Here is a 26,090-nt window from a genome sequence, read left to right as displayed (position 1 = left end):
CCTAGACCCGCACCGGGTGCGGCCTGGCTCCCAGTAGGCGCCGGCGCGTTTTAATCATTAGAATGAACAGCGTGAATACCAGCGATAATTCCCCGGTTCTTGTTGTCGATTTTGGTGCGCAGTACGCTCAGCTCATTGCGCGGCGCGTTCGTGAAGCACACGTTTATTCAGAAATTGTTCCGCATACCATGTCCGCCGCGGATATGCTGGCGAAAAACCCCGCGGCCATTATTCTTTCCGGCGGCCCGGCATCCGTGTACGCGGAGGGTGCGCCCGCAATCGATAAGGATATTTTTGAGGCCGGGGTGCCCATCCTCGGGATCTGCTACGGGTTCCAGGCGATGGCCCAGGCACTAGGCGGGCGCGTGGGACGCACCGGCACTCGCGAATACGGGCGTACCGAAGCCCGCACCGCCGGCGATTCCTGCCTCTTCGCAGGTCTGGAAAATAAGCAAATTGTGTGGATGAGCCACGGGGACGCCGTGAGCGAAGCCCCGGAAGGCTTCACCGTTACCGCCGCCACCGATGAAACTCCGGTGGCCGCATTTGAAGACCGCAAGCGCCGGCTCTTTGGCGTGCAATGGCATCCGGAGGTGCTCCATTCCCAGCGCGGTCAGGCCGCACTGGAAAACTTCCTCTACGAAGGCGCGGGGATTAGCCCGAACTGGACTCCTTCCTCCATTATTGACGAGCAAGTGGCCCAGATTCGCGAGCGGGTGGGTTCCGCGCAGGTTATCTGCGCGCTCTCCGGCGGGGTGGACTCCTCGGTTGCCGCCGCGCTTGTGCACAAAGCTATTGGCGACCAGCTCACCTGCTTCTTCATTGACCACGGGCTGTTGCGCGCCGGTGAACGCGAGCAGGTGGAACGCGATTACGCGGAAAGTACCGGCATCCGTATCTTCACCGTCGATGAATCGCAGCGGTTCCTGTCCGCGCTGGCGGGTGTGCGCGATCCGGAAACGAAGCGCAAGATCATCGGGCGGGAGTTTATTCGCTCCTTCGAAAGCGCGCAGCGCCAGCTGGTAGATAAGCTCGGGGGCGGGGAGGATGTGAAATTCCTCGTACAGGGAACCCTGTACCCCGACGTGGTGGAATCGGGCGGGGGAGAAGGTGCTTCCAATATTAAGAGCCACCACAATGTGGGCGGCCTGCCCGAGGATATGAATTTCGAGCTTATCGAGCCTTTGCGCAGCCTCTTTAAAGATGAGGTGCGCGCCATCGGGCGTGAACTGGGCGTGCCGGAGAAAATCGTGGCCCGCCAGCCGTTCCCGGGGCCGGGCCTGGCGATTCGCGTAATTGGTGAAGTCACCGAAGATAACCTGCGCATCCTGCGTGAAGCGGATGCTATCGCTCGCGAAGAACTCACCGCGGCCGGGCTGGACGCTGAGATTTGGCAGTGCCCGGTGGTACTGCTGGCGGAGGTTCATTCGGTGGGCGTGCAGGGTGATCACCGCACCTACGGGCATCCCATCGTGCTGCGCCCGGTATCTTCCGAAGATGCGATGACGGCCGATTGGGCACGCGTTCCCTATGATGTGCTCGCCCATATTTCCAACCGCATCACCAACTCGGTTGCGGAAGTGAATCGCGTGGTTCTGGACGTAACCTCCAAGCCGCCGGCAACGATCGAATGGGAGTAACACTCATCGAAAAAAGTGATTCCTCACACATGTGAGACGGATGGTGACGTGAAGTCGCGTATCGGCGCGCCCGCCGGGGGCGCCGCGGGATTATGCGCCGCTCATCTCACGTGTCAGGGAATGTTTTTGCGCAGAAGCGCGTTAGGATAAACGTAGGCGCGGACAGCGAGTGATACACGCCCGCCGCCCGTGCCGGACAATATAAATCGAGAGTCGCTTGTGCCTGACCGATTGATACGGACAACAGGTAAAAGAATCAGGACTTGTTACCTCGGTGCCGTAGCGATTCACGCGAAGGTGTGAATGCGGTGCGGACGCAAGCGTGCGGCAATTTTTCACGGAATATCTGTTCCGTTGTGAGTTGCTTTATGCTTGGATAATAACGGGTACTGACACGACACAAGGAGAGTTAGACGCACATGGAGCGCACTGCTACCGATACCCCAACAGAGGAAGCCTGGGCGGGTTTCACGTCCGGCACCTGGAATGAAGCCATTGACGTTCGTGACTTCATCCAGAAGAACTACACCCCCTACGAAGGGGATGCTTCGTTCCTGGCCGGCCCGACGGAGAAGACCACCCGGCTGTGGGAATCTCTTGAGGAAAATTACCTCTCCGAGGAGCGTCGTCGTCGCGTGTACGACGTCGACACCGACACCCCGGCCGACATTGACGCTTTCCCCGCCGGCTACATTTCCGAAGATGACGACGTCGTCGTCGGCCTGCAGACGGATGTTCCGCTCAAGCGCGCGATGATGCCCAATGGCGGCTGGCGCATGGTGGAAACCGCTATCAAGGAAGCGGGCAAGGAAGTCAACCCGGAGATCAAGAAGATCTTCACCCGCTACCGCAAGACCCACAACGACGCGGTCTTCGATATTTACACCCCGCGTATTCGCGCGGCTCGTTCCTCGCACATTATTACCGGTCTTCCGGATGCTTACGGCCGTGGCCGCATTATTGGTGACTACCGCCGCGTGGCCCTCTACGGTGTGGATAAGCTCATCGAAGAGAAGCAGGCCATGAAGGATTCGGTGGCCGATCAGCCCTTCTCCGAGCACTGGGCTCGTTTCCGTGAGGAACACGCAGAGCAGATCAAGGCTCTGAAGAAGCTCAAGACCCTCGGTGAAATCTACGGCTTCGATATCTCCGGCCCGGCGAAGAACTCGCGTGAAGCCGTGCAGTGGCTGTACTTCGGCTACCTCGCTTCCGTGAAGAGCCAGGATGGCGCGGCCATGTCCATCGGCCGTCTGTCCGCCTTCCTGGATATTTACTTCGAGCGCGATCTGGCCGCTGGAACCATTACGGAATCTGACGCGCAGGAAATGATTGACAACCTCGTCATGAAGCTGCGTATCGTCCGCTTCCTGCGCACCATCGATTACGATCAGATCTTCTCCGGTGATCCTTACTGGGCCACCTGGTCGGATGCCGGTTTCGGTGACGACGGGCGTACCCTCGTCACCAAGACCTCCTTCCGCCTGCTCCAGACCCTGCGTAACCTGGGTCCGGCTCCGGAACCGAATATCACCATTTTCTGGGATCCGGCACTTCCGGAAGGCTACAAGGAATTCTGCGCGGCTATTTCCATCGAAACTTCCTCCATCCAGTACGAATCTGACGAACAGATTCGTAACCAGTGGGGCGACGACGCCGCCATCGCGTGCTGCGTTTCCCCGATGCGGGTGGGCAAGCAGATGCAGTTCTTCGGCGCGCGTGTGAACTCCGCCAAGGCTCTGCTCTACGCCATCAACGGCGGTCGCGATGAAATGACCGGCAAGCAGGTGACCGAGCCGGGTCTGTTCACCCCGATCGAAGGGGACGGCCCGCTCGACTTCGACGAAGTCTGGCAGAAGTACGAAGAGATGCTTGACTGGGTGGTTGGCACCTACGTTGAAGCGCTCAACATCATCCACTACTGCCATGATCGCTACGCCTATGAAGCGGTGGAGATGGCTCTGCACGATTCGGAGATCATCCGTACCATGGGTTGCGGTATTGCCGGCCTGTCCATCGTGGCGGACTCGCTTTCCGCGATCAAGTACGCGAAGGTGTACCCGGTTCGTGATGAAACCGGCCTCGTTGTTGATTACAAGACGGAAGGCACCTTCCCGATTTACGGTAACGACGATGACCGCGCTGATGACATCGCGGCTACCGTGGTCCACACCATCATGGCGAAGATCAAGGCGATCCCGATGTACCGTGATGCCATCCCGACGCAGTCGGTGCTGACCATTACCTCCAACGTGGTGTACGGCAAGGCCACGGGTTCCTTCCCGTCCGGTCACAAGGCTGGTACCCCGTTCTCCCCGGGTGCGAACCCGGAGAACGGCATGGACACCCACGGCATGGTGGCATCCATGATGTCCGTTGGTAAGCTGGATTACAAGGATGCCCTCGATGGTATTTCCTTGACGAATACCATTACGCCGGCTGGCCTCGGCCGCAATAAGGACGAGCAGGTCAAGAACCTGGTCGGAATTATGGACGCCGGCTTCATGGCTGAAGAAGACTAAAACTCTAAGATTCAACCCCCAACAAAGAAAAGAAGGTAAAAAATGGCTAAGACCTACGAAGAGCGTCTCGAGTCGATGAAGGCTGCTCGCGAAGATAACGGTGGGGTGCAGGGTCTGTACCACGCTAATATCAACGTGCTGGATCGTTCCACCCTCGAGGACGCGATTGATCACCCCGAGAAGTACCCGAACCTGACCGTTCGCGTTTCCGGCTACGCCGTCAACTTCGTGAAGCTGACCCGCGAACAGCAGCTCGACGTTCTTTCGCGTACCTTCCATCACTCGGCATAGCAATTGTCTGCTGAGTTGCGACTAGCACCGGTCGGCCTTCAAGATTTCGAAGCGCCGACCGGTCGGTTGCAGGGGGCCGGTCTCGGAGGCATCGATATCCTCGATGACATCGAACGTAAAGAACGGCTTCGCAAGATGCGCGAGGGAACCCTCGGTTCCGTCCACTCGTGGGAACTTGTGACCGCGGTGGACGGGCCCGGGACCCGAATGACAGTCTTCATGGCGGGGTGCCCCCTGCGGTGTCTGTACTGCCATAACCCTGACACCTTCATTATGAAGGACGGTCAGCCGGTGGATTCCGACGAATTACTGCGGCGCTGGAAGCGCTACCGTCGTATGTTCAAGGCGACGGGTGGCGGGATCACGATCTCGGGTGGCGAATGCTTAATGCAACCCGCCTTCCTCAAGACCGTGCTCCGCGGTGCCAAAGAAATGGGAATCCATACGTGTATCGATACTTCCGGATATCTTGGGCGTAACGTCGATGACGAAATGATGAACTACATCGACATGGTGTTACTCGACGTTAAATCCGGATCCGAAGAGGTGTATAAGCGCACGACCGGCCGTGAACTGCAACCGACCATTGATTTTGGTGATCGATTGGCTGCCGCGGGCAAAGAAATCTGGGTACGTTTCGTACTTGTGCCCGGGCTGACAGACGATCCGGAGAACGTGGAGAACGTTGCGAAGATCGTTGCACGGTGGAAGAACGCGGTTAGCCGCGTTGAAGTTCTACCGTTCCACCAGATGGGTCGAGACAAGTGGCATTCACTTGGCTACGACTACCAACTGGAAGACGTCGTACCGCCGTCACCGCAAGCTGTGGAAGAAGCGCGGGAGCATTTCCGGCGCTTGGGGCTCAACACTCCGGCTTTCTAAACGCTACGGATGACGCCAAGGGCCGCGTCCCGAAAGGGATGCGGCCCTTGTGTGTGCGTGCCTGGGTGGTGCGCTGGTGGGACGATGCTGCGTCGTCGTTCACAACAATGAAGGTACGACGACGCAGCTGCACCCACGCAGCAGCATGGCGGCACTACATGGTGTTGACCACCAGCCCGATATGGGTATAGAAGTTCATCGCACCGAAGAGCATGAAGATCACCCCGCTGATAACCAGGCACCAGTAGGCGGCACGTACCACGCCCTCGCGCACCTGCCCGCGGGCATCCAGCCGCACCGCGCCGAAGAAGAGAATCGCGCCCACACCGGCCAAACCAAAGACCGCGGAGAGGGCAATGGACTCCAGCCAAGGGTAGGCCGCAAAGGAACCGGAAATCGGCTCCTGCGGAGGCGCCGCAAAGAACTGGTAGACCATCCCGGCGCACATAATGGCCAGGAGAGCCAGGCCCATTGCCAGCGCGAAAATGGAGACGGGCCGGGCAATCCGGGCGAACGTGTGGAAGGGAGTGGCGGAGGTGAGGATACGTTCCCCGCGCTTCCACAGGATGAAACTCGCCGCCAGCAAGAGCGCCCCGAAGCCGAGGCAGGTTTCTCCAAAGATAATATTGTCAAAGGGGAAGCCCCCGGCGGCCAGCGGCCAGGTGAGCGACATGTGCAAACCGGTCAAGGTCTGAATAAGGCCGGTGATGAAAAACCCCAGGGTATAACCGTCCAAACTGACGGCCCTATCTGCATCCTCTGTGGCTGCTGCCGGGACAGCGCGCCGCAGCTGCGCCAGCAGTCTGCCAACCAAGATGAGGCCCACCCCGGCCGCGATGGCCATAATGGTGTTGTAGGTGGGCATCGAAGCCCAATCAATCATTCCCGGGGTGCTTTCCCCGGTAAAGAAGTCTCCCACGTTCACCACTCCTTTCTTCGTTTAGGACTAATGTCCCCATCATAGCCAGGTTTTCGCGCGGAGTGGGATGTGGCACAGTAGGCTAGGGTTATGAGTAACTACCGTGTGCATAATCCCAATACCGGCGAGGTGGAAGAACGCTTCGCCTCCCTACCGGCAGCTGCTATCCCCGGTGTGATCGGTGCTGCCTGGGATGCTTTCACCACGTGGCGGGATACTCCGATGGAACTCCGTAGCGAGATCCTGCACCGCTTCGGGGAACTCGTTACGGAGCGCACCGCTGAACTCGCTGATATTATCGGGCGCGAAATGGGCAAACCGTTGCGCGACGGCGCCGCGGAACTCGCCACGGTCAGTCATCATGCCCACTGGTTCGCGGATAATGCGCCGCGCTACCTAGAACCCACCCCGCTGGATGCCGGCGACGGCATCCCTACCTACGTGCTCCATCAGCCGCTGGGCGTTCTGCTGGGGATCATGCCGTGGAATTTCCCCTATTCGCAGATCGCACGCTTCGCGCTACCTCAACTCATGGTCGGCAATACGATTCTTATGAAACAGGCGGAGATCTGCCCGCGCTCCTCGGCCGCCTTCGAAGCGCTGTTGCGCGAGGCCGGCCTGCCCGCGGGTGTTTACCAGAATATCTACCTGGATATCGCGGATACGGAGAGAGTCCTGGCGGATCCGCGAGTCAAAGGAGTGTCGCTCACCGGTTCGGACCGGGCGGGTTCCGCGGTTGCGAGTTTGGCCGGGAAGTACATCAAGCGTTCCCTCTTGGAATTGGGCGGTAATGACGCCATGGTGGTCCTGGATGCCGCTGATATCGGGGCGGTGGCCCGGGAGGCGGTGCGCACCCGCGTCTTTAACGCGGGGCAAGTGTGCACCTCGAATAAACGCATTATCGTGCTGGATAACGTTTTTGATGAATTTCTTGCGGCGGCCCGCGCGGAAATCGAGAGTATCGTGGTGGGCCCCTATGATGACCCGGCCACGGATATGGGGCCGCTGTCCTCGATTGCGGCACGTGATGAAGTGGTGCGGCGGGTGGCGAGCGCCGTCGCCGCAGGAGCGCATCTCCACTACGGCGGGACCGCACTTGACCGACCGGGTGCCTATATGACCCCGGCGCTGCTCACTGATATTCCAGCGGACCACGATATCGCCTGTAACGAAGTATTCGGGCCGGTGGTGGCGCTCTACCGGGTGGCTCATGAGGAAGAAGCCCTCGAGCTGGCCAATAGCAGCGCTTACGGTTTGCAATCCTCGGTGTGGAGCCAGGATCTGGAGAAAGCGCAGCGCTTCGCGGCGCGGCTCGCGGCCGGGATGACCATTATCAATAAGCACCGCGAATCGGCGCCCACGTGGCCATTCGGTGGGATTAACCGGTCCGGTTACGGCCGTGAAGAGGGCGCCTGGGGCTTGCGTGCTTTCACCAACGAACACGCGGTACGGGTCCACCCGGCACGGTAGGTACGACGCCGCAGCCCAGCTGGCACGGTGGCTGGCTAGCTACCCGGGTGGCTTACCGACTCCCGCGGTGACCGGACTGACAGCACCACACAGCTTCGGAACGTTTTTTGTGTCGGGGTGGTGTCGTACCCTAGAAGGGCTATGGAGGAATCGTACAAGTCAACAATCGCGCGGCTGCGGGAGCGTGTGGCGGCCGCACAGCAAGCCGGGGCTACCGTGGGGCGCCGCCCGGTTGCCGTGCCCGTACCTGCCCGGGCGGCCGAAGCTGCGCCGGCGGGGGCGGCCGCGCCGGTAGGCCATGCTGCGCCGCAGTCCGCAGCGCCCGCGGCGTCTGAAACCGGCAGCCCCGGTGGTACCAGCGGGGCCGCGGAGCGTATCCTCACCGGCCTCAATAGCGCCCAGCGGGAAGCGGTGGTGCACACGGGCGGTCCACTGCTCGTGGTCGCCGGGGCCGGCTCGGGTAAAACCCGGGTACTTACCTCGCGTATTGCCTATCTCATTGCTACCGGGCAGGCTCACCCGGCCAATATCCTCGCCATTACCTTTACCAATAAAGCGGCCCGGGAAATGCGCGAACGCTTGGAGGCAATGCTCGGCGGTTTGGCTCGCGGAATGTGGATCTCCACTTTCCATTCCGCCTGCGTGCGGATTTTGCGCGCCGAACACCGCGCGTTGGGGATGCGTTCCACGTTCACTATTTACGATGCTGCAGATTCGCAGCGTCTCATGACGATGGTGTGCCGGGAAGAAAATATTGACATCCGGGCCTACCCACTCAAAATGCTCAGCCGCCAGGTTTCCAATCTCAAAGATGAACTGGTCACCCCGGCGGCACAGGCCGCGGCTGCCACTGATCGGGACGGGCAGGTTCTGGCCCAGGCGTATGCCGCCTACCAGGATCGTTTGGAGCGTGCCAATGCGCTAGATTTTGATGATCTCATTATGCGCACGGTGGAGGTTCTCACCTCGCATCCGGATATTGCGGAACGCTACCGCACTCGCTTCCGCCATATTTTGGTAGACGAATATCAGGACACTAACCACGCCCAGTACGTTCTGGTGCGCACCCTCGCCGGGCAGGGGCCGCAGCGCTCCTCCCTCACCGTGGTGGGAGATGCAGACCAGTCCATCTATGCTTTCCGCGGCGCCACCATCCGCAATATTGAGGATTTTGAGAAAGATTTCGCGGATGCCACCAGTGTGGTTCTGGAGCAAAACTATCGCTCTACCCAAAATATTCTTTCTGCTGCCAATGCCGTGATCTCCCATAATGAAGGGCGCCGGCCCAAAAAGCTGTGGACGGATTCGGGTAGCGGGGAAAAGATCACCGGTTACGTTGCCGATTCGGAAAGCGATGAAGCGCATTTCGTTGTCACGGAAATTGATCGACTTCGTGATGATAGCGGGGTGCGGTACGGGGATGTGGCGGTGTTCTACCGCACCAATTCCCAGGCGCGGGCCCTGGAAGAAATGTTCGTGCGTTCTGGCATTCCTTATCGGGTGATTGGCGGGACCCGTTTCTATGAACGCAAAGAGATTAAGGACGCCCTCGCCTATCTGCACGCGGTGGCTAATCCGGATGATACTGTCTCGCTGCGCCGCATCATTAATGAACCGAAACGCGGGGTGGGGGATACCGCGCAGGGCCACCTGGCTACCCATGCCCAACGCTGGAATATTTCCTTCGGCGCCGCGGTGGCGGATGTGGCCAGTCCGCACCCGGAGCGCGGTGAGGTTGCGGGGCTCACGGCTCGGGCCCGCCGCGCCGTCGCTGACCTTGCCCGGATCCTCGAAACCGCCCGCGCGGAAGCGGAAGCCGGCGGTAAACCCGCGGATATCCTCGATTACCTCATGGATGAATCCGGATACGTGGCTGTGCTACAAGAATCCAAAGACCCGCAGGATCTTAGCCGGGTGGAAAACTTGGCCGAATTACACGCGGTCGCGGTGGAATTCTCCGCCCAGAACCCGGATGCCACGCTGGGGGAGTGGCTGGACCAGATCTCGCTGGTCTCGGATACGGACCGGCTTCCCGAAGGGAGTGAATCTGAAGGGGAAACCACCCTCATGACGGTTCACACCGCGAAAGGTCTGGAGTTCCCGGTTGTTTTCGTGACCGGTCTGGAAGATGGTACGTTCCCGCATATGCGCTCTCTGGATGACCGGCGCGAACTGGCTGAGGAACGCCGCCTGGCCTACGTGGCTTTCACTCGCGCGCGCGAACGCCTCTATATTTCGCGGGCGGCAGCGCGTTCGTCGTGGGGTGCACCCCAGGAATTTCCGCCCTCGCGTTTCATTGAAGAAATCCCGCCCGAACTTATTGATTGGCGCCGGGAGCGCTCCTCCCAGGATCTCGTGCGGGGGGCCGGCATCGGATCCGGTATCGGTTCCGGATACGGGTGGGGAAGCCGGGAGCGGCGCGCGCCGTCGTTCTTTGACGACGACGCCGGGCCGGTTATCGGTTCGGGCAAGTTCACACCCGGGAAACTCGGGGTGCCCGCCACGGCAAACTCGGCCGCTCAAGCAGATTCCGCGGAAGGCAATGCGTCCAATGCGTCCAACGCGGCTAGCACGCGGGCGGGCGCGGCAGGTAGCTCCGCTGGCCCGGCAGATACCGCTGGTTTCGCGGTGGGTGACATCGTGGACCACCGCTCCTTCGGGCGGGGGACCATCCTCGGTTTTGAGGGCCGAGGAAAGTCCACCACCGCGAAGGTCGCCTTCGGTTCGGTTACGAAACGCTTGATGCTGCGTTTCGCTCCGTTGACGAAAGTGGAGAAGTAACCCCGGGAGTCCTGGTAACCGAGGTAGCTCCGGTAACCTCACCGGTCACGGCGGTACCGGCCGGCACGCGTAGGGTACGGCGGTGGCTGCGTGCCGCTGCCCGCCCGCCGAGCTTGCACCAGGCCAGCGCAGCCAGGAAAACCACGCCATCGGTGAATGCCATCATGGCGGACGTGGCCAGATCCAGGTAGAGGGCCACCACGAAGCCAAGGAGCGCCTCAGCAACCGCGATGATGATGGTGAGGATCAGCAGGTGGCGCAGCGAACGGGCGAAAAGAATCGCGGTGGCCGCCGGAACCACCATAAGAGCAATCACAAGAATCGCTCCCGCGGCATTGAAAGCCGCCACCACGGTCAGGGAGACCAGCATCATAAGGCCCAGCTCCACGGCGCGCACCGGGAAACCGATAGTGGCGGCGAAATCACCGTCGAAAGTATCGGTTTTGAGCACCCGGAAAAACACCGCGATAAAAACAGCGTTCAGCGCGCATACCGCGAGTAACTGCCACATGGTGCGCGGGCCGATATCGTAACCGCCGATAATAATATGCTCCGGACTCAGAGCCATGAGATTGAGATCTCCGGTGAGCACGGTGTCCTGGCAAATATGTACGTGGGAGAGGGTGGTTGATAGCAACAAAATACCCAGGGCGAACAGCACCGGGAAGATGACGCCCTGACTCGCGTCTCCGGTCAGCAGGCGGGTGCGATCCAATTGCTGGGCACCGAGCACCACCACCAAACCCATGAGCGCCGCGCACACCACCATGACCGGGGAATGCGTGGAACCGGAAAGAATCGTGCCGATCACAATCCCCGGGAGCACCGCGTGGGACATCGCATCCACCAGCATGGATCGCCCACGTAATACCAGGAATACCCCGGGAAGTGCGCAGGTCACCGCGGTCACCACCGCAAGCAACATCACTGCCACGATGAAACTCATCGCTCACTCCTTTCCGAAGCAGCGGACGCTGCCACACCGGCCGGCGCCCCGGGCGTCGTCGCTACATGGTGCGTCGCTGCGGTTGCTGCTGCCACGTCGGCCGGTACTGCGGCGGCAGCGCGTGCCTGCGCCACTAGATCTCCGCGCAAACGCCGCTGGCGCAAGGCCACCACCACGATGGAGCGGCGCGGCGCGGCGAGCAGGGACGCCGCAAAAATAACGAAAAGGTGGATGACCACAACGGGGCCGGTGGGAACCTTCCCCAGGCACACGGACAGGTATGCGCCCGCCGCGCCCGCGAGCCCGCCGAAAACGCCAGCGAGCACCATCATCGAGGACATCCGGTGGGTCCACTGGCGCGCGGCAGCGGCCGGCATAATCGCGAACGCGACCATGAGAATGAGCCCCACGCCCTTGATCCCGATAACGATGGCGATGGTGACCAGCACGAGCATGAGCGGGGTGAGCACCCGCGGGCTGAAACCCTGTAACTGTGCCGTCACCGGATCGAAAGTCACCAGTTTAATTTCTTTAAAGAAGGCCAGGATCACGGCGACGGTCAGTACCCCGAACACCGCGATAGTCACGAGGTCCCCGGCGCGCACATTCGCCGCATTCCCGAACATGTAACTGTCGATCCCACCGCGATTGGGCAGGTGAGAATGGGTAAGGAGGCGCAGGCACACCATCCCGCCCCCGTAAAACAACGAGAGGCAGATAGCCATGGCGGCATCCGGCTTCACTTTCGAATGCGCCACGATGATATTGGTGAGCACGACGGCGCACATCGCCGCCGCGCCCGCCCCGAGGACCAGGACCACCATCGAGCGCCCGTCACCGCCCAGCAGCGTCGCCACGGTGAATGCGGCAACAACGCCGAGGATGGAGCTGTGCCCGATCACATCGGACACCAGGGACTGCCGGCGCAGGTAGAGCAGGCAACCAGCCACTCCCGAAAACACCCCGATGAGGGTGGTGCCGATGAGCATGGTGCGGAAAATATAGGTTCCCCACAATTCCAGCGGGGAAATAAAATCAATCATCGCGCCGCGCCCTCACTTGCGATCGAGCGCCACGGAAAGGCCGTAAGCCCGCGCGATATTATCCGCGGTGAAAGCCTCGGCCACGCTCCCGCTCGCTACCAGATTGCCGCCCGAGAGCAGCACCACGCTATCGCAGAAATCGGGAACCGTTTGTAAATCGTGATGCACGATCATAACGGTCTTCCCCTCATCCACGAGTTCGCGCAGCAGCGTCATAATCGCCTGCTGGGAGGTGATATCGATACCGGCGAAAGGTTCGTCCATAAGGTAGAGCTCAGCATTCTGGGCCAGGGCGCGCGCCACGAAGGTGCGCTGCTGCTGGCCCCCGGAAAGCTCATTAATATGGCGGTGGGCCAGATCCGAAATCCCCAGGCGCTCCATAGCCGCACCGGCCGCTTCGCGCTGGCGCGCGCCCGGCCGGCGTAGCCAGCCGAGTTGGGCGTAGGTACCCATAAGCACGACGTCGCCCACCGTGGTTGGGAAATCCCAGTCCACGGTGGCGGTTTGCGGCACGTAAGCAAGGCGCGAACGCACCCGGGGGAGAGGCTCACCGAAGAAGGCGACCTCTCCGGCGAGGGCGGGCACGAGGCGCAGGGATGCCTTCATAACAGTAGATTTGCCCGCGCCGTTCGGTCCGAGAAGCGCCACCACCTGGCCTGGACTGACGCGGAGCGATACATCGCTCACCGCGATCGTGTCCTGGTAGGCGACGCTCAGGTGGTCAATCTGACAGGCCAGCGTGGTAGCGGTTCCCATCGATATCACCTATTTCTGCGAGAGCGCGCTGACGATGGAGTCAACGTTGTACTTGAAAGCACCCAGGTAGGTGTTCGTGGGTGCTTCGGAGCTGAGGGTATCCGCGAAGAGTTCGTTATCGGAGACCTCCACGTGCCAGCCCTTTTCGCGCACCGCGTCCTGGAGGTGCTTAATAACTTCCGGATTCTTGAGGTTGTCCTGGAAGATCACCGGAACCTTGCGTTCGGCAATGAGGGAGGCAAGCTCGTTGAGTTCCACCGCGGACATTTCCGATTCGGAGGAAACGAAATCGGTGGCGTGAATTTCAATACCGAACGACGAGCCCAGGTAGTTGAAGGCATCATGCCCGGTGATGAGCACGCGGTTTTCCTTCGGAATCTTATCGAACTTGGCCTTCGCTTCCTCGGCGGCCGCGGCGATCTTCTTGTTGTATTCTTCCGCGTTCGCCTTGTAGAGATCAGCGTTGGCGGCGTCGATCTCACCGAGCTTGGCGGCGGTGGCGGTCACCACGTACTGCCAGTTCTCCGGGGAGTTCCACACGTGCGGGTCGTGGCCTTCGATCTTGCCGTCTTCTTCCCAGGGGAGGAGCTTATCTTCCGGGATGGCTTCGGCGGCCGCGATCTGGCGGTCGCCCAGCTTCTCCAGCTGGCCCATCATCTTGTGTTCCATATCGTGGGAGGTCCACACCACAAGATCGGCCTTTTCAATGGCCTGGGTGTCCTGGGTGGTCAGTTCCTGGGTGTGAGGATCACCGCCGGGCTTGACCAGGGTGGTTACGTTAGCCTCGGGGGCGACATTGCGAATAACATCCTCGAGGTAACCGGTTGTTGCCACCACCGACAGGCCCGCGGCCTTTGAGGAGTCGGTGGCGGTGGAGTCGGATGCGTCCTTGTTGTCGGTAGCGCAGCCGGTCAGAGATGTGAGTGCCAAAGCCCCGGCTGCGGCAATCGCAGCCAACTTAACAGAATGTTTCATGGTGTCCTTCTTCAATCACGAAAGCATGTAAGGTATGGGTTTCTTTACTCGGGACTTGAATATGTTAACTGATGCACGCATAAAGCACTAGGGCGGATCTGCGAAACCCCGCGAAAAATCCGGAGAATCTCTGGATGAAAGATAAATAAGAATAATTTCGTGCCAGGTGGCTGCGGATATTGCGGGCCTACGTTCGGTGGTACGACGCCGCCGCTCCCGCGCCGCGCCCCACCTGTCCGCATGATGGACCGGGGCGGGGGCTCGGTTCGGGGTGGGATAAGCTCACAGCTATGCAGCAGGATCTCAAGGTACAGGTCCGGGCCGGTGCGGCCTGGCGATGGTGGCGCGCCTAAGAAGCGCGTCCTGCGGCGTACCAGCGCCGTCCCAACCACTTGAGAGGAGAATCCCGTGCAGCGGGACCTACCGCATTTACCTGAGCACCATGTCCCCGATGCACTATCCACGCGTCGCTTGGCTACCACCACATTTTCTACCTCCACCCACGCGCAGCTGCGCTGCCGCTGGTGGAAAGCCGCCCGGGGGCGATGGCAGAGCCCGCTCAGCCTCGCAGTTCAGAAAAATGCAGTCCAAAGAATCTTTCCACACGTACGGAGTTGTCATGATTAAAGAAGCCATTATTAAAGTTGTCTCCAAGCAGGATCTCACCTACGACGAGGCCTATACCGTTATGAATGAGATCATGGGCGGGGAGAGGAGCACCCCCACCCAAACGGCAGCTTTCCTTGCCGCGCTGTCCACGAAGAACGCCCGGGCGGAAACCACCGATGAGATTTCCGGCTGCGCCACCGCCATGCGTGAGCACGCCGACTACTTCGAGGTGCCTTTCCCCACCCTGGAAATCGTGGGAACCGGCGGGGATAACGCCCATTCCTTCATTATCTCGACGACGTCGATGTTTGTGCTGGCCGCAGGGGGAGTGAAGGTCTCCAAGCACGGCAACCGCGCTGCCTCTTCGCTCTCGGGCACCGCGGACTGCCTGGAAGCCCTCGGGGTGAATATCAACCAGGATCCGGATACCTGCCGCCGTCTCCTCGATGAGGTGGGTATGTGCTTCATGTTCGCCCAGCTTTATCACAAGTCGATGAAGAACGTCGGGGCGATCCGCAAGGAACTGGGCTTTCGCACCGTCTTCAATATTCTCGGGCCGCTGACCAACCCGATCCACCCCGAGTACCAGGTCCTCGGGGTGTACGACGAATACCTCGTTGAACCCCTCGCCCGCGTCCTCAATGACCTGGGCGTCCACCGCGGCCTCGTGGTTTACGGCCAGGATAAGCTCGATGAAATTTCCCTCTCCGCGCCCACCACGGTCTGCGAAGTGCGCAACGGCGAATACCGCACCTTCGAAATGTCCCCGGATGTCTTTGGTTTCAACCGCGCCACCCCGGCCGATATGCTCGGTGGCACCCCGGAAGAAAACGCCCAGATCACCCGCGATATCCTTTCCGGCAAGATCACCGGCCCCAAGCGCAACGTGGTTCAGCTCAACGCGGGCGCCGGCCTGTATATCGCCGGCAAGGCCCGTTCCATTGCCGCGGGCGTGGATATGGCCGGCGACCTCATTGACGACGGCAGCGCCTACCGCAAGATCGACGAATTCGTGGAGGCCTCGCGTGCCTAATATTTTGGAGCAGATTGCCGCCGCCACCCGGGAACGGGTGGCCCGCGATAAAGAACAGACCCCCGCGCCCCGCATGCGCGAACTGGCCGCGGCGCTCGCGCCCGCACCCGGGAGCGATCCGGCGAACTTCCCCTTCGAAGCGGGCCTGCGCGGGCCCGGACTCGGCTTCATTTGCGAGGTGAAAAAAGCCTCGCCGTCGAAGGGCATTATTGCCGAAGATTTCCCCTACCTCGATATCGCCCGTTCCTACGAGGCGGCCGGGGCGGAGGCGATGTCCGTGCTCACCGAACCGCAGTGGTTCCTCGGCTCGGACCGCTACCTGGAGGAGATCGCGCGCACCGTGACTACGCCCTGCCTGCGCAAAGATTTCGTGGTGGATTCTTACCAGATCTACCAGGCGAAAGTGCTGGGCGCCAGCGCGGTGCTCCTCATCTGCTCCCTCCTGGATACCGCTACCCTGCGCGAGTACCTCGAACTGGCGCATTCCCTCGGGCTTTCGGCCCTGGTGGAAACCCACGACGCCGCGGAAATTGACTCCGCCCAGGCCGCAGGTGCCCGCATTATCGGTATCAACAACCGCAACCTCAAAGATTTTTCGGTGGATCTGACCACGGCCGGTCAGCTGCGGGCCCGCATCGGCAGTGACGCGCTCGTCGTTGCCGAATCAGGTGTGCGCGGAGCCGCGGATGTGGAAGCGCTCGCGGCCGGCGGCGCCGACGCGGTGCTCGTGGGGGAGGCCCTCATGCGCAGCGCGGATAAAGTAGGTGTACTGGCCCAGTGGCGCCAGGCCGCGGCGCGCGTCGTCGCCCCCGGACAGGAGAAAGAGTAATCATGAGCGAAGAACACACGTTGGGAAGCTCCGCGCCGGAAACCGGCGCCTCCGAGCGCCCGGGCCGTTTCGGTATCCACGGCGGGCAGTTCATCCCCGAAACTCTCATGCCCGCCATCGAAGAACTCGATGCCGCCTACCGGCATTATCGCGATGACCCGGAATTTAATGCCGAACTCACCGATCTCTTCAATAATTACGCGGGGCGGCCCTCCCTCCTCTACTACGCGGAGCGGATGACGCGCGACCTCGGAGGAGCGAAGATCTACCTCAAACGCGAGGATCTCAACCATACCGGTGCCCACAAAATCAATAACGTGCTGGGTCAGGCGCTGCTCGCGAAGAAAATGGGGAAAACTCGCCTCATCGCGGAAACCGGGGCCGGCCAGCACGGGGTCGCCACCGCCACGGCCGCCGCGCTCTTCAATATGGAGTGCGTGGTGTTCATGGGTGAGGAAGATACTCGCCGCCAGGCCCTCAACGTCTATCGGATGCGGCTGCTGGGTGCGGATGTGGTGGCCGTCAAGTCCGGGACCGGCACTCTCAAGGATGCCGCCAGTGAGGCGTTCCGCGAATGGACGGGCCGGGTGAGCGATACCCACTACTGCCTCGGCTCGGTTATGGGCCCGCATCCCTTCCCCACGATCGTGCGTGACTTCCAGGCGGTGATTTCCCGCGAGGCGCGCGCCCAGATTCTCCAGGCGGAAGGGCGCCTGCCCGATGCGGTGATCGCCTGCGTGGGCGGGGGCTCCAACGCGGCCGGTTCGTTCTATAACTTCGTAGGCGACGCGGGCGTGCGCCTCATCGGCGCGGAGGCGGCCGGGCGGGGCGTGGATACCCCGGATACCGCCGCCACCATCGCCACCGGCACCGAAGGTATTTTCCACGGCATGAAATCGTATTTCTGCCAGGATGAATTCGGGCAGATCGCCCCGGTGTACTCTATTTCGGCCGGCCTGGATTACCCGGGCATCGGCCCCGAGCACGCCTACTGGCACGATATCGGGCGCGCGGAGTACGTTCCGGTCACCGACGCGGAAGCTGTGGACGCTTTCGAATACCTCTCGCGTACCGAGGGGATTATTCCCGCGATTGAATCGGCGCACGCTCTCGCCCACGCCATGAAGATCGCCCCGGAGATGCCGGGCAAGATCATTATCGTCACGCTCTCGGGCCGCGGTGATAAGGACGTCGCGGCCATCGCGCGCTACCGGGGAGAAGATATCCATGACTAAACAGGTACCCATCGCCCGGGCTTTTTCCCGCGGCAAGGCTTTTATCCCGTTCTTCACCTGCGGGGATCCGGATTTAGGTACGACGGCGCAGATCATTCGCGCGGCCGGTCGGGCAGGTGCGGATCTCATTGAATTCGGCGTGCCCTTCTCCGACCCGACCGCCGAAGGCCCCGTCATCCAGGCATCCTCGGAGCGGGCGCTGCGCGGGGGAGCCACAACGGACGCGATTTTTGAGATGATCGCTGAGGTGCGCCCGGATCTGGAGTGCCCCTTCGTCATTATGACCTACGCCAATGTGGTCTTTTCCTACGGCCCGGAGCGCTTCGCGCGCCGCTGTGCGGAGGTGGGGGTTTCCGGCGTGATTCTCCCCGATGTACCTTTTGAAGAGAAGGCCGAATTCGAAGCACCGCTCGCGGCCCACAACGTGGATCTCATTTCGCTGATCGCGCCCACGTCCTCGGATCGGATCGAAGCTATTGCGCGGGCGGCGCGCGGTTTCCTCTACGTGGTTTCCTCCATGGGGGTGACGGGCATGCGCTCGAATATCACCACCGATGTGGGTGCCATCGTGGAGAAGATCCGTTCGGTTACCGATACCCCGTGCGCCATCGGGTTCGGGATTTCTTCCCCGGAGCAGGCCGCGCGTATGGGCGCCCTCTCTGACGGCGTGATTGTGGGCTCGGCCCTGGTTTCCCGGATTCACGAACTGGCCGCTGCCGGAAAAAGCGCGGATAGCATCGCCGCGGATATTGCCGGACGGGTGAGCGAACTCAAGGGCGCACTGCGGTAGCGCCGTGAACGTGCGGTGAGCAACACGCCGGGCCCTCTTCCGCGGCCCGGCCCGCTCCGCGCGTCACCATGGAGGGGATGTTAACGTATTCGCGCCGCGTGGCGCTCGCTCTGGCCGTTATCCAGCCCGTGGTTCTCACCTGGATCACGGTGGTGCTCATCTGCCTGCTCGGCTACACCCTCACCGCGGCCTCCCCGCTGCTCGGAGATGTGACCTGGCAGGGCGCTGCGCGCCTGGGTGGCTCCCTGTGGCTGCTCGCGCTCGGCTCACCCCTGGTGACCGCGGGTGGGCATATCGGCCTCATGCCGCTGTTCCTCACCGCGCTCATCGCCTGGCTCACCGTGCGTTTCTTGCGCTCCATCGTGGTGGAAGATTGGTGGGATGTTCTTATCGCAACGCTGAGCGGAGCGGGAAGCACCGGGGTGATCTGCCTCTTCTCCCTCCCGCAATCCTCGTTGCTTCACGCCCTCGTGGGAGGGGCGGTGCTCGGTTTCCTGGCCAGCCAATGTGCCTGGCTGGAGCGGCCCGCCTGGCCCGGCGTAGCTATCCTTGAACGCGGCTGGCGGCTCATCGCACCGCTGGCCACGACCCTGGGTGCGGTGAGCATCCTCCTGGTTCTTAGCGCGCTGGCGCTCGGCTTCGGGCAGGTGCGGGCCCTGCACGCCGCCTACCTTACGGACCTCACCGGCACGATTCTCTTCACCCTCACCCAGCTGCTGTTCGCACCCGCGCTGGCGGTATGGGCGCTGGCCTACGTGACCGGCGCCGGTTTCACGGTGGGTAGCGGCGCCGTCTTTTCTGCCCTGGGCGGCAGTTTCGCACCCATCCCCGGCCTACCTATTTTCGGCTTGTTGCCCGATCCGGCGCTGCGCCCCGCCTGGCTCCTCATCATTCCCGTCCTGACTGGTCTGACCTGGGGTGTTATCCGTTCGCTCCGCCCGCGTGACTGGGTGAGCGCCGGGGTGGGCGCCCTGGAGCTGCTGGTCATTGTGGCCCTGGCCGGGCAGGTTGCCACCGGCGGAATCGGTCCGGGCCGCATGCTCGAGGTGGGTACGGATGCCCCGCTGTTCACCGGCTGTGTGGCGCTCACCGTGCTGCTGCCCTTCGCCCTCGGCTACGGGGCGCGCGATTTTTGGACGTGGGTGCGCGGGTGCTGGGAGCGTTACCGGGTACGGCGCGCCCTGCGCCCTTCCGTTGCGAAGCGGAACGACGCCGCCGCACAGCCCGAGGTAGCCACCTCCGCCACCTCCGTGCCACCTGCCGGTACCGTATCGACGGAGCAGGTCACACCGGGCCAGGCCGTGCCGGAGCAAGCCACACCGGAGGATGCCGAGGTAGCGGGCGGGCAGAGCGCTCTTACCGCGGATGCCACCGCCACCGCATCCACCGCACCCACCGCCGTGACCGCTGCGGAACCCGCACCTGCCCCGCCGGCTGCCGCTGACTGGGAAGAGCGTGGGAAAAGTGAGGAAAAATAACAGGAGAGCTGGGCGTAGAGTGAAATAACGGCGCGCGGGTCCGCCCGAGCGGCCTAAAATTTTACCTATGCTTCAACCCAATACGCACGGGGCGCTCCTGGCCGCTGGCCTGTGCTCGCTGGCTTTCCTGGCGCTGGGGGTGCGCACCATCCCGCGTACCCGCCGCCTGGCTACCGCGATTCCGGTGCTTGCGATGGTGATCTCAGCGGTATGCGGCGTCGTCGCTATTGGGGTGGGGATGAACCTCAACTTGCAGTACGCGAGCACGTGGAGCGATGTCAAAACCATTTTCACAAAAAGTGGTGGCAAGGCATCCGTGACCGCGGTGACGAGCGAACTACCCAAATACGCCGGACAATCCGGTGAGATCCCCATGCCCGAAGGTAAAGAGTGGAAAGCCGATTTCACCCCCGCCGGAGGAGGGGTGGTGAGCACGGTCTTCCGCGGCCCCGAATCCGGCCTTGAACTGCCCGTATGGGTCTACCTACCCCCGGATTATTCCCCCGAACGCACCTACCGGGTAATCGTTATGATTCAGGGATTCCCCTCCCAGACGGAGAAAATCCCGGGCGTGCTGGATTTGGAACATACGATGCCGGCGAGCGCGCCGGATACTATCGTCGTCGTTCCCTCCCTCAATGTTGATAACCAACAGCCCGATTGCGTGGATCTATCGGGGCGGCCCGCGGTGGGCACGTGGGTGAACCGCGACGTCGTGCAGATGGTGCGCAAGAATTTCTCGGTTTCCGCGGATCGGCGCGACTGGGCCATTGCCGGGGCCTCCTACGGGGGCTGGTGCGCGCCGGTGCTCGGGCTGTACAACCCGCAAACCTTCGCCTCGGTGATCTCCTTTTCCGGATACAACGTGCCGGTTATTGGCCTGACTCAAGCCCCCGGCCTGCGTGAACAATTCACCGTCACCAATCTTATGAAAAAAGCGAGCTGGCCCCAGTCCATGTATTTCACCGGGACCCGTACCGATAACGACCCGGTGGAACTGGCGCGCGGCCTGGAGGAAGTTGATAACCCGCGCCTGAAAACCACCGTGCACCTCGACCCCAACGGCGGGCACTCCTGGGACACCTGGAAAAAACAGCTCCCCGGGGCGCTGGACTGGTGGAATGGTGGCCAGACGGGCGGAACGAAAAGCGTGGTGGCCACCCGCGGGTGGATGACTCAAAAAACCACCGTTGCGGGCGCCTACGTGATTTTCGCGCTTCTGGCAGCCGGGAGCGTGGTGCGCGGGCGAAGCTTGGTGCGCCGCCGCCTCTACGTGCCCCGGCACGCCGCGCAGACCCGCCGCCATGCCCTCCCGCGCGGCAAAGGCCGCTACCGGATCCGGCGTTGGACCTGGGTGAGCTTGACGGTAGCCTGGGGGATCGTTGCCCTCCTCCTCACCGTCAATCTCAAAACACATACGGTTGAAGATATCCGCTTTATCGGCGCCTTCTTCCACCTCTTCACCATGTAGCGGCCGCGCGGGCCGCGGATAACTGCCCGGGCCACGGATAGCCGCCCGGGCGCGGGATATACTGGCCGATGTGAATGCGCATTTTTCTCACCCGGTGGTCTACTGGGCCTGCGCGGCCTGGATCGGCATCGTTATAGCCCTGGCCTTCCTCGCTGACCCGCGCGTGGCGATCCTCGCGCTCGCGGGCAGCTTCGTGGTTCTCGCGGTGGCGCGCCTGACCCTGCCCACCGGCTACGTTCCCTCGGTGCGCTCGCGCATCACGGACGCCGCCACCCTTCTCCTCTTTGCCGCAGCCCTCTTTTTCCTCGCGCGTTTCGCCCTCACGCCTCCCGTTATTTAAGAACGACGCCGCAGCGCCCCGGCACGCCACCACGCAGGCACGGCGGCGGCGTCGTACCAGCATGCTGCCCGCGTGTTCGCTTGCCGCTTGTTTCTGAGACACGGTGGGGTAGCTCAGCGCGGCCTCGTCCATACTGGTCTGGTGAGTCCCTTAGCTATGAACATTATCTGGGTTATCGTTTTCACGCTCATCGGCGCGTTTTTCGCCGCCTCGGAAATCGCGCTGGTGTCCCTGCGGCAAACGCAGATTGACGAGATGGCAGAAAACTCCGCCTCCGGGAAAACTATCCAGCGCCTAACCGCGGATTCCAACCAGTTCCTTTCCGCCGTTCAAGTGGGCGTGACCCTGGCCGGATTCTTCTCCGCCTCCTTCGGTGCGGCCTCCATCGCTCCGGAGATTGCGCCCACGTTCCGTGCCTGGGGGATGTCGGAGAACGGCGCCACCACTCTTGCTTTCGTGCTCACCACGCTCGTGATCTCCTATATTTCCATCGTGTTCGGGGAACTGGTGCCCAAGCGCATCGCCTTGCAATCGGCGGAAACTATCTCCACGGTGGCCGCCCGGCCCCTCGCCTTTATCACCGCGGTGCTGCGCCCGGTCATCTGGTTCCTCGGGGTGAGCGTGAACGGGGTGCTGCGCCTGCTGCGCCGCGACCCGAAGGAGCAGCGCGAAGAAATGGGCGTGGCGGAGCTGCGCGCTTTCGTGGCCAGCCAAGAAACCATCGGCACGGAAGAGCGCGATATGGTCGTCTCCATGCTCTCCGTTTCGGACCGCACGGTGCAGGAAGTGATGACGCCGCGCACCGAAGTAGAATTCCTGGACGCGGAACTTTCCCTGAAGGAAGCGCGCCCGCTGGTGACCGCGCTGGAACACTCGCGTTATCCGGTGCGCCGCGGTGGGAACGACGACGACGTGATCGGCTTCCTCCACATTCGCGATATGCTCGCCCCCGCTCCCACCGCCCAGCGGGTGAGTGATCTTGTGCGCCCGGTGACTTTCTTCCCCACGGGGAAGGATGTGCTGGAAGCCCTCTCGGATCTGCGTAAGGCGCACGCCCACCTCGCCATTGTGGTGGACGAATACGGGGGCACGGACGGCATCGTGACGATTGAAGACGTTATGGAAGAATTCGTGGGCGAAATTCGTGACGAATACGACCGTGAGGTGCCCAAGGTGCAGGTGCACGGGGGAGTGCGGGATATGGATGGGCTGTCCACCCGCCCCGAAGTGCTCAAAATGCTCGGGGTGGAACTACCCGAGGGGCCCTTCGATACCCTGGCCGGCTACATCATCGCCCAGCTCGGGCGCATGCCTCAGGTGGGGGATTCCACCCGGTTGGGCGCGGTGGAGCTCACCGTGCAATCCCTGGACGGACGCCGTATCGACCGGGTGCGGGTGGACCAGGTGACCGAATCGGAGGATATCGCTATGGCTCGCATGGAGGGACACCGCGAAGCCGGCCGCCAGCACTAGCGGTTGGGGGAGCGGTTTCGCGAAACTTTCGAGCCGTGGGCAGCCTCCGGGGTGCTAGTCAGCGCTCTACCGCGGTGCTGTTGAATTCTGGATATACCTTTTACAGGGGCTGCGCGGCGCATTCCCGCGGTGACACAAAAACGCAAAAAATAGTATTTTCACGGCGTAGTGGGTGCGTACGATCTGTGTGACGCTAATGATATTAGATCAAAATATCTTATTGGTGCGGCATATTTGTAACTAATTATTATGCACAAATTGGCGATATGTTTCCCGAATGGTATGGTCGATATTGGACCAATCTCCACACTATTGAATGTTGATTACAAAAGACGTTTCCGCTCGAGACTTTAGTCACAAGTATCTACCTGTAGGCGCATTAAATAGCGGAAAAGTCTGACTACTGCGCAGTTGGTGCTGAAGCAATCGTGAATGTAACCTGTGGTGAAAACTGTAGAAATTAGCTAAGGTAAATCAAGAAAGCGACTATGCAGTCGTACTCATTTCTATTCCTTATTGAACGTGAAAATGGTTTCGCGACGGGTGTGGAATGTGTGCCTGTAACGGTGACAATTGGTGAGGGGTTAGTAGTGAAGCTGATCAAACGAGCGGCTGCTGTTATTGCCGCGCTTGCTGTTTTAGCGGGGGGGGGGTAGCTGCTCCTAGCCTTGCGTCACCCGACACTTCCGATGGGGGAGAAACGCGCGCAATGGAGCGTGCTGCATCCGTGCCCGTCGGCCCTAACCTCACCGCCACATGGGATGCCACCATAAAAACACTTACCGTAGCTGGATACGGCGAACTTAACCGTAGACAGTGGATGGATCTGAAAAAGCAGTATTGCGACAAAGGTGGTGAAGCTGAACCGAAAAGAATAGCTTTTTCTCCAAATTCTAATAAGCAGATTAGTTTTCCAAGCGATTCATCATCACTTTTCGAGGGCTGTGATGCTGCAGAGATAGACTTGCCGAGCCACGGTATTGACACTTCCTCTGTTACAAATATGCAGAGAATGTTTTTTCGAGCTTATATGGCGAACCCAGATGTATCCAATTGGGACACAAAAAATGTCACCACAATGAGGTGGATGTTCCTCCATTCGAAAAAAGCTAATCCAGATGTTAGTCGATGGAACACCAGCCAGGTCCGCGACTTATCGCGCATGTTCGAGGGGGCCGAATTAGCTAATCCTGACGTTAGCCGATGGGACACCGAACAAGTTACATCAACGGGAAGGATGTTTTATAACGCTGTATCTGCGGATCCTGATACCAGTCAATGGAAATTGCCGAACATCGACAATATCGCGTGGATGTTTTACGGAGCAGTATCCGTTTCGTATGTCGATACAACGGAATGGAATCTGAAGCGTCTCCGAGGACCGTTTGACGATCCAACCTTTAAAAAGTTCCAAGCAGCTTTTAGGACGTTTGGTAAGACCACCATACGTTTTGAATATAAGCCATTCTGGGATCTGGATGAGTTTTATTTCGATAATCATGATGATCGTTACGGCTACTCGTTTTTTGAGTTCAGTGAGGATGCTTATTCCATATATAAGGAGGTTGAGGGCAAGGAAGTATTAGCCCAAGTTTGTCGTAAGAACGGAAATATTGCTTCCGGTTGGAATGCCTGGGGAGGGTGTCAAATGGTTTGTGTAAATGCTTGATTTGACTAAGAAATTGAGGATTAACTATGACTATGACGGATGCTCGTGCTACTGGCCCAGAATCTCCCGCTCGTGCTTTACGCCGGGAATTTATTGACGACGATCTACTCGACCGTTTAGTAGAGTCTTCTAGCGAACGTGGTATCGGTTTAACTGGCGAAAACGGGTTTCTACCAGAATTAATCAAGGCTGTCCTTGAGAGAGGTATGCAAGCCGAACTAACAGATCATCTCGGGTATGAAAAACATGACCGGGCCGGGCATGGTAGCGGGAATTCACGTAACGGCACGTCACCTAAAACACTTCAAACCCAGGTAGGACCGGTAAGGATAGACCAGCCCAGAGATCGGGCTGGAACCTTCACATCACGCCTAGTTCCTCCCGGCCAGCGCCGGATGGGTGGCCTGGATGACATGATTATCTCCCTGTATGCCGGGGGCATGACGATCCGGGAAATCCAACACCACCTAGAAGCTACTATCGGTACCCAAATATCCCATGAGACGATCTCGAATATTACCGAGGCTGTTCAAGAGGAAGTCATTGCCTGGCAGACCCGCCCGTTAGAAGCGTTTTATCCAGTGCTGTTCCTGGATGCTATCCACGTGAAAATCAAAGACCATAACCGGGTTGCCTCCCGGGCTGCTCATATCGCTATCGGCGTGGATTGTGATGGTATCAAACACGTACTAGGGATCTGGGTGCAAGCACATGAGGGCGCGAAGTTCTGGGCTGGTGTTTGCGCTGAGCTAGCCAATCGTGGTGTTCAAGACGTGTTAATCGTGGCTTGTGACGGGCTGGCTGGTTTCCCTGAAGCGATCACGGCTACCTGGCCAAGGGCAATCATTCAAACGTGTGTGGTCCACTTGATCCGTGCCTCGATGCGGTTTGTGTCCTATCAAGACCGTAAAGCCGTGGCAGCAGCCCTCAAGCCTATCTAT

The 26,090-nt window shown here is 60.6% G+C and carries 19 protein-coding genes and 1 pseudogene; 15 read left to right on the top strand and 5 right to left on the bottom strand.

What is annotated here, in order from left to right:
- Positions 1-62 precede the first annotated feature (62 nt).
- The 3 genes and pseudogenes from guaA (at position 63) to pflA (ending at position 5,332) form a co-directional block, all read left to right on the top strand.
- Entirely contained in the window at positions 63-1,640 is a 1,578-nt protein-coding gene (gene guaA, locus QP828_RS00105; protein WP_274733267.1) for a glutamine-hydrolyzing GMP synthase, read from the top strand.
- Between the two features lie 419 nt (positions 1,641-2,059).
- Positions 2,060-4,450, top strand: a pseudogene (pflB, locus tag QP828_RS00100) (formate C-acetyltransferase).
- A gap of 3 nt (positions 4,451-4,453) precedes the next feature.
- Complete coding sequence (gene pflA / locus QP828_RS00090) at positions 4,454-5,332, top strand: pyruvate formate-lyase-activating protein (RefSeq protein ID WP_375712905.1); 879 nt, start codon at positions 4,454-4,456, stop codon at positions 5,330-5,332.
- Positions 5,333-5,486: 154 nt separating this feature from the next.
- On the opposite strand, the gene QP828_RS00085 is transcribed toward pflA, so the two are convergent.
- Positions 5,487-6,257, bottom strand: a complete 771-nt coding sequence (locus QP828_RS00085) for a DUF981 family protein (RefSeq protein ID WP_274733264.1) — start codon at positions 6,255-6,257, stop codon at positions 5,487-5,489.
- A gap of 84 nt (positions 6,258-6,341) precedes the next feature.
- On the opposite strand from QP828_RS00085, the gene QP828_RS00080 reads away from it, so the two are divergent.
- Positions 6,342-7,721 carry an aldehyde dehydrogenase family protein gene (locus QP828_RS00080; protein ID WP_274733262.1) on the top strand — a complete coding sequence of 460 codons (1,380 nt, stop codon included), beginning with the start codon at positions 6,342-6,344 and terminating at the stop codon, positions 7,719-7,721.
- A 141-nt stretch (positions 7,722-7,862) separates the two neighbouring features.
- The gene (locus QP828_RS00075; protein WP_274733261.1) at positions 7,863-10,502 is read left to right on the top strand and encodes a UvrD-helicase domain-containing protein; all 2,640 of its coding nucleotides are present in this window, start codon (positions 7,863-7,865) and stop codon (positions 10,500-10,502) included.
- Here the strand turns inward: QP828_RS00075 and QP828_RS00070 are convergent.
- Genes QP828_RS00070 through QP828_RS00055 form a run of 4 tightly spaced genes read right to left on the bottom strand, consistent with a single transcriptional unit; the run spans position 10,450 to position 14,222 of the window.
- Positions 10,450-11,448, bottom strand: a complete 999-nt coding sequence (locus QP828_RS00070) for a metal ABC transporter permease (RefSeq protein ID WP_274733259.1) — start codon at positions 11,446-11,448, stop codon at positions 10,450-10,452. The two genes, QP828_RS00075 and QP828_RS00070, sit on opposite strands and share 53 nt — an antisense overlap.
- Positions 11,445-12,491 carry a metal ABC transporter permease gene (locus QP828_RS00065; RefSeq protein WP_274733258.1) on the bottom strand — a complete coding sequence of 349 codons (1,047 nt, stop codon included), beginning with the start codon at positions 12,489-12,491 and terminating at the stop codon, positions 11,445-11,447. Before QP828_RS00065 ends, QP828_RS00070 begins: the two co-directional genes overlap by 4 nt.
- 12 nt (positions 12,492-12,503) lie before the next feature.
- On the bottom strand, positions 12,504-13,247 hold the full coding sequence (locus QP828_RS00060; protein WP_274733257.1) for a metal ABC transporter ATP-binding protein: 744 nt from the start codon (positions 13,245-13,247) through the stop codon (positions 12,504-12,506).
- A gap of 9 nt (positions 13,248-13,256) precedes the next feature.
- On the bottom strand, positions 13,257-14,222 hold the full coding sequence (locus QP828_RS00055; protein WP_274733256.1) for a metal ABC transporter substrate-binding protein: 966 nt from the start codon (positions 14,220-14,222) through the stop codon (positions 13,257-13,259).
- A gap of 619 nt (positions 14,223-14,841) precedes the next feature.
- Here QP828_RS00055 and trpD point away from each other — a divergent pair.
- From trpD to QP828_RS00005, 10 genes are all read left to right on the top strand, one after another.
- Positions 14,842-15,864, top strand: coding sequence for an anthranilate phosphoribosyltransferase (gene trpD, locus QP828_RS00050; protein ID WP_284891004.1), 1,023 nt, complete (start codon positions 14,842-14,844; stop codon positions 15,862-15,864).
- The gene (gene trpC, locus QP828_RS00045; protein WP_274733253.1) at positions 15,857-16,693 is read left to right on the top strand and encodes an indole-3-glycerol phosphate synthase TrpC; all 837 of its coding nucleotides are present in this window, start codon (positions 15,857-15,859) and stop codon (positions 16,691-16,693) included. Before trpD ends, trpC begins: the two co-directional genes overlap by 8 nt.
- A gap of 2 nt (positions 16,694-16,695) precedes the next feature.
- A complete protein-coding gene (gene trpB / locus QP828_RS00040) occupies positions 16,696-17,928 on the top strand; it encodes a tryptophan synthase subunit beta (RefSeq protein ID WP_284891003.1) in 1,233 nt (410 codons plus the stop codon).
- Complete coding sequence (trpA, locus tag QP828_RS00035; protein WP_274733249.1) at positions 17,921-18,718, top strand: tryptophan synthase subunit alpha; 798 nt, start codon at positions 17,921-17,923, stop codon at positions 18,716-18,718. Before trpB ends, trpA begins: the two co-directional genes overlap by 8 nt.
- 77 nt (positions 18,719-18,795) lie before the next feature.
- Entirely contained in the window at positions 18,796-20,196 is a 1,401-nt protein-coding gene (locus QP828_RS00030; RefSeq protein ID WP_274755751.1) for a cell division protein PerM, read from the top strand.
- Positions 20,197-20,263: 67 nt separating this feature from the next.
- Positions 20,264-21,667, top strand: a complete 1,404-nt coding sequence (locus QP828_RS00025) for an alpha/beta hydrolase (protein ID WP_274755750.1) — start codon at positions 20,264-20,266, stop codon at positions 21,665-21,667.
- A gap of 70 nt (positions 21,668-21,737) precedes the next feature.
- Positions 21,738-22,007 (top strand): DUF3017 domain-containing protein, encoded by a 270-nt coding sequence (locus QP828_RS00020; protein ID WP_274733242.1) that lies wholly within the window; start codon positions 21,738-21,740, stop codon positions 22,005-22,007.
- Between the two features lie 141 nt (positions 22,008-22,148).
- The gene (locus QP828_RS00015; RefSeq protein WP_274733240.1) at positions 22,149-23,480 is read left to right on the top strand and encodes a hemolysin family protein; all 1,332 of its coding nucleotides are present in this window, start codon (positions 22,149-22,151) and stop codon (positions 23,478-23,480) included.
- Between the two features lie 709 nt (positions 23,481-24,189).
- Positions 24,190-25,149, top strand: coding sequence for a BspA family leucine-rich repeat surface protein (locus QP828_RS00010; RefSeq protein ID WP_279058577.1), 960 nt, complete (start codon positions 24,190-24,192; stop codon positions 25,147-25,149).
- Between the two features lie 32 nt (positions 25,150-25,181).
- A partial coding sequence (locus tag QP828_RS00005) for an IS256 family transposase (RefSeq protein ID WP_431832374.1) occupies positions 25,182-26,090 on the top strand: 909 nt, incomplete at its 3' end.

Source organism: Actinotignum sanguinis, from assembly GCF_030230305.1.
Classification (GTDB): Bacteria; Actinomycetota; Actinomycetes; order Actinomycetales; family Actinomycetaceae; genus Actinotignum; species Actinotignum sanguinis.
The sequence above is the reverse complement of the archived record's forward strand: the minus strand, read 5'-3'. Positions and strand labels throughout refer to the sequence as shown.

Excerpts from the sequence above, each read along its gene's own strand:
- guaA (WP_274733267.1), top strand. The coding sequence starts at position 63 with ATGAACAGCGTGAATACCAGCGATAATTCCCCGGTTCTTGTTGTCGAT.
- QP828_RS00080 (WP_274733262.1), top strand. The coding sequence starts at position 6,342 with ATGAGTAACTACCGTGTGCATAATCCCAATACCGGCGAGGTGGAAGAA.
- trpD (WP_284891004.1), top strand. The coding sequence starts at position 14,842 with ATGATTAAAGAAGCCATTATTAAAGTTGTCTCCAAGCAGGATCTCACC.
- QP828_RS00055 (WP_274733256.1), bottom strand. The coding sequence starts at position 14,222 with ATGAAACATTCTGTTAAGTTGGCTGCGATTGCCGCAGCCGGGGCTTTG.
- QP828_RS00060 (WP_274733257.1), bottom strand. The coding sequence starts at position 13,247 with ATGGGAACCGCTACCACGCTGGCCTGTCAGATTGACCACCTGAGCGTC.
- trpB (WP_284891003.1), top strand. The coding sequence starts at position 16,696 with ATGAGCGAAGAACACACGTTGGGAAGCTCCGCGCCGGAAACCGGCGCC.
- QP828_RS00010 (WP_279058577.1), top strand. The coding sequence starts at position 24,190 with ATGGAGCGTGCTGCATCCGTGCCCGTCGGCCCTAACCTCACCGCCACA.
- QP828_RS00030 (WP_274755751.1), top strand. The coding sequence starts at position 18,796 with ATGTTAACGTATTCGCGCCGCGTGGCGCTCGCTCTGGCCGTTATCCAG.
- QP828_RS00075 (WP_274733261.1), top strand. The coding sequence starts at position 7,863 with ATGGAGGAATCGTACAAGTCAACAATCGCGCGGCTGCGGGAGCGTGTG.
- QP828_RS00025 (WP_274755750.1), top strand. The coding sequence starts at position 20,264 with ATGCTTCAACCCAATACGCACGGGGCGCTCCTGGCCGCTGGCCTGTGC.
- trpA (WP_274733249.1), top strand. The coding sequence starts at position 17,921 with ATGACTAAACAGGTACCCATCGCCCGGGCTTTTTCCCGCGGCAAGGCT.
- QP828_RS00065 (WP_274733258.1), bottom strand. The coding sequence starts at position 12,491 with ATGATTGATTTTATTTCCCCGCTGGAATTGTGGGGAACCTATATTTTC.
- QP828_RS00070 (WP_274733259.1), bottom strand. The coding sequence starts at position 11,448 with ATGAGTTTCATCGTGGCAGTGATGTTGCTTGCGGTGGTGACCGCGGTG.